Raw genomic sequence first — 3,643 nt, forward strand, 5'->3', positions numbered from 1 at the left:
ATTTGTTGTTTTCTTAGCAATAAATGAACCAATTGCTTGAATAATACATACAGCAATTAATAGTACAACTACACAAACATTAACAATATCAGGGTGTCCCTGACCTTGACCATAGTTAATTGCAAAGGAACCAATACCACCTGCACCTACTGCACCTGCCATTGTAGTAAGTCCAATTAAACTTATTGCAGTAATTGTTGTTACTCTCGCAAGTTCAGGTACAGCTTCATGGAGATATACTCTAAATATAAGGCCAAAAGTTCCAGATCCCATTGATCTTGCGGCTTCAATTTTTCCTGGTGATACGTTTGCTAAAGCTGTTTCAACTTGTCTTGAGAAGAAAGGTACTGTACCAAAGATAAGTGGAATTACTGCACCTTTAACGCCAATGGCAGTTCCTACCATAAGACGGGTAAATGGAATTAAGAAAATTAATAAAATTACAAATGGGATTGCTCTAAAAACATTGATAAAAATATCAATAATTCTAAATATTACTATATTTTGTTTTATACCATCCTTTTTGGTAATTGTTAAAACTACGCCGAAGAATAAGCCTAAGATAAATGAAATTATACCTGGGATTAAAAATAATGACCAAGTATCAATTAAGCTTTGAATAAATCTAGTTCTATATGCCCAAATATTAGGTGCTAATGTTTTAATTAAGTTTTCCATCAAACGGCCTCCACTCTTACTTTTGTAGCACTAAGATATGTAAGTGCTGCATCAATTGCTTTATCCTCTCCAGAAAGCTTTACAATCATAGCTCCAATTGTCTGGTCTCCTATTGCTTCTACGTTTGCGAGAATAATATTAAAATCAACATTAAACTTTCTTGAAACTTCTGAAATAACTGGATTATTAACGCTCTTATCGAAGACTAAACGATAGAGGCGACTTTCACCACTTTGTGATTTTACAAGTGGTGAATCCTTTTTAACAAGTTCATCCACCTTTGAAAGAGATGAGGTTGAGTTAACAAACTTTCTTGTAATTGGTTGCTTTGGATTAGAAAAGATATCATAGACTCTACCTTCTTCAACAACCTTACCTTTTTCCATCACTGCAACACGGTCACAAATTGATTTTATTACACCCATTTCATGTGTAATTACAACAATTGTTACTCCTAGCTTTTTATTTAAATCTTTCAAAAGATTCAAAATTGATTCTGTTGCATCAGGATCAAGTGCACTAGTTGCTTCATCAGAGAGTAGAATCTTAGGGTTATTAGCTAAAGCTCTTGCAATAGCAACTCTTTGCTTTTGTCCACCTGAGAGTTCACAAGGATATGCATTTACCTTTGATTCAAGACCAACAAGCTCAAGAAGCTCAAATACCCTATCGTGAATTTCCTTCTTACTCTTACCAGTATGCTTTAGAGGATAAGCGATGTTATCAAAAACATTTGATCTATCGAGAAGATTAAAGTGCTGGAAAATCATACCAATTGAACTTCTAAGTTTATTTAAATTCTTTTCAGTAAACTTTGTCTTTTCACCATCTTTAACTAAGTAAAGTTTTTCATTATCAATTTCAATTTTTGTTCCATCAATTGTTACACTACCAATATCTGGAGTTTCTAAGAAGTTGATACATCTAACAAGTGTAGACTTACCCGCACCTGAGTAACCTATAACACCATAGGTTTCTCCCTTTTCAATCTTTAGAGACACATCTTTTAGCGCTTCTACAGTTCCTGCTTTAGTCCTAAAGATTTTTGTCACATTCTCAATCTCTATCATCTCATCCTCACAAAAAAAAATGGAGAGCTCCTAGGCTCTCCGTTATCCGTTTTTATTTATTTCTTTATCACAGACAGGAAAAGCCCTCAGCATTAACCGGGGTCATCATCATAGACATGCACATGTAAAATCCACAAGTATACATAATTGTTCCTATCCGTGAGAAAGATTGCAATAATTCTTAATATGTGTCAAGCAATGAATAATTATTATTGAGTTTTATTCACCTTGGCGTCTTGATAAAGAGGTATCAAAAAAAGAATAAGATTTTCAAACAATTCTACCCAAACAAAGTTTATGGAGATGCGTCAATAATTGTTTTACTCAATACATTAAATAATTTTTGTTACTATTTGTTACTCTTTTTCTATTTTGTTACGTTTTGTTACTATTTGTTACTATTATAATATATCACAATTTAAAGTATTTCAAATACTCGTTAATTATCAATTGTATGTGATAAAATAAAGCTATGATAAAACTAGTAAAAGCTAACAAGAAACTTGCACCATTAATCCTTGATTACTACATAAGAAATCGGGAGTTTTTAGCTCCATTTGAAAGCAAAAGAAAAGCTGAATTCTTTTCTCTTTCCTCAATTGAAATACTCTTAAAGAGAGCAATTAAAAATGAAAAGGATGGAACTGGTGTTAGGTTTTACATTACTAAAGATGATAAGGTAATTGGAACAATTGCTTTAAACAACATTGTTAGAGGTTGTTTTCATTCTTGTTTCTTAGGCTATAGCTTAGATAAAGATTACATTAATAAAGGTTATATGACTTATTGTGTTAATCAAATTACTAAATACGCTTTTGAAGAACTTAAGCTTCATAGAATTGAAGCAAATGTAATGCCAAGAAATATTGCTTCAAAGAGAGTTTTAGAAAAGTGTGGCTTTACTGAGGAAGGTTATTCAAAAAATTATTTATACATCAATGGAGTTTGGGAAGACCATATACACATGGTAAAGTTCAACCCAACTCCTATTGATATTTAGTTAATTAATATGCTTTATCGTGTACTCCTGCAACAGCCCTTCCTGATGGCTCATTCATATGTTTAAATGATTCATCCCATTCAAGAGCTTTAGCAGTAGAACAAGCAACAGAAGCTTCATGTGGTACACACTTAGCTGCTGATTCAGATGGGAAGTGGCGAGCAAAGATAGAACGATAGTAATACTCCTCTTTTGTAGCTGGAGTATTAATTGGGAATCTCTTATCAGCAAGAGCAAATTGAGCATCACTTACTTCTTGGCTAGTAAGTTTCTTTAAAGTGTCAATCCAAGAATAACCTACACCATCACTAAACTGCTCTTTCTGTCTCCAAACAATTTCTTCAGGTAGGTAATCCTTAAAAGCTTCTCTTAATATCCACTTCTCAATTCTGTGGTTACCATTTTCATCAACAGCCATCTTAGCCTTAGGATTTAAACGCATTGCTGTATCCATAAATTCTTTATCAAGAAATGGTACTCTTCCTTCGACACCCCAAGCTGCAAGTGCTTTATTTGCTCTTAAACAGTCATAAAGGTGTAGCTTTGACAACTTTCTAACTGTTTCCTCATGGAATTCTTTTGCATTAGGTGCTTTATGGAAGTATAGATATCCACCAAATAATTCATCTGAGCCTTCTCCTGAAAGAACCATTTTAATACCCATACTCTTAATTACTCTTGCAAGTAAGAACATTGGAGTAGAGGCTCTTACTGTAGTAATATCATAGGTTTCAAGGTGGTATATTACATCATCAATTGCATCTAAAGCTTCTTGAATTGTAAAGTGTACTTCATGGTGAACAGTTCCAATAAAGTCTGCAGCCTTTCTTGCTGCAATTAAGTCTGGAGAACCTTCAAGACCAATTGCAAAGGAGTGTAAACGTGGCCACCAAGC

4 protein-coding genes are annotated in these 3,643 nt (G+C 33.5%); 1 reads left to right on the plus strand and 3 read right to left on the minus strand.

All coding sequences use genetic code 11. The features are described from left to right. Together SOY52_RS09450 and SOY52_RS09455 are read right to left on the minus strand one after the other, a co-directional pair. Window positions 1-678, minus strand: a 678-nt coding sequence (locus tag SOY52_RS09450; RefSeq protein ID WP_320848707.1) for a methionine ABC transporter permease, incomplete at its 3' end; no start/stop codon positions are given. Next, on the minus strand, window positions 678-1,748 hold the full coding sequence (locus SOY52_RS09455) for a methionine ABC transporter ATP-binding protein (protein ID WP_320848708.1): 1,071 nt from the start codon (window positions 1,746-1,748) through the stop codon (window positions 678-680). The genes SOY52_RS09455 and SOY52_RS09450, both read right to left, overlap by 1 nt. 472 nt (window positions 1,749-2,220) lie before the next feature. Here SOY52_RS09455 and SOY52_RS09460 point away from each other — a divergent pair, with 472 nt between their 5' ends. Beyond that, window positions 2,221-2,748, plus strand: a complete 528-nt coding sequence (locus tag SOY52_RS09460; RefSeq protein WP_320848709.1) for a GNAT family N-acetyltransferase — start codon at window positions 2,221-2,223, stop codon at window positions 2,746-2,748. 4 nt (window positions 2,749-2,752) lie between these two features. On the opposite strand, the gene asnB is transcribed toward SOY52_RS09460, so the two are convergent. Then, window positions 2,753-3,643: asparagine synthase B (asnB, locus tag SOY52_RS09465; RefSeq protein WP_320848710.1), on the minus strand; the 891-nt coding region annotated here is incomplete at its 5' end.

The sequence above is a fragment of the Bullifex sp. genome (assembly GCF_034103065.1).
In the GTDB taxonomy this organism is placed as follows: domain Bacteria; phylum Spirochaetota; class Spirochaetia; order Sphaerochaetales; family Sphaerochaetaceae; genus Bullifex.

Coding starts and splice junctions, on each gene's coding strand:
- SOY52_RS09455 (WP_320848708.1), bottom strand. CDS start 1,748: ATGATAGAGATTGAGAATGTGACAAAAATCTTTAGGACTAAAGCAGGA.
- SOY52_RS09460 (WP_320848709.1), top strand. CDS start 2,221: ATGATAAAACTAGTAAAAGCTAACAAGAAACTTGCACCATTAATCCTT.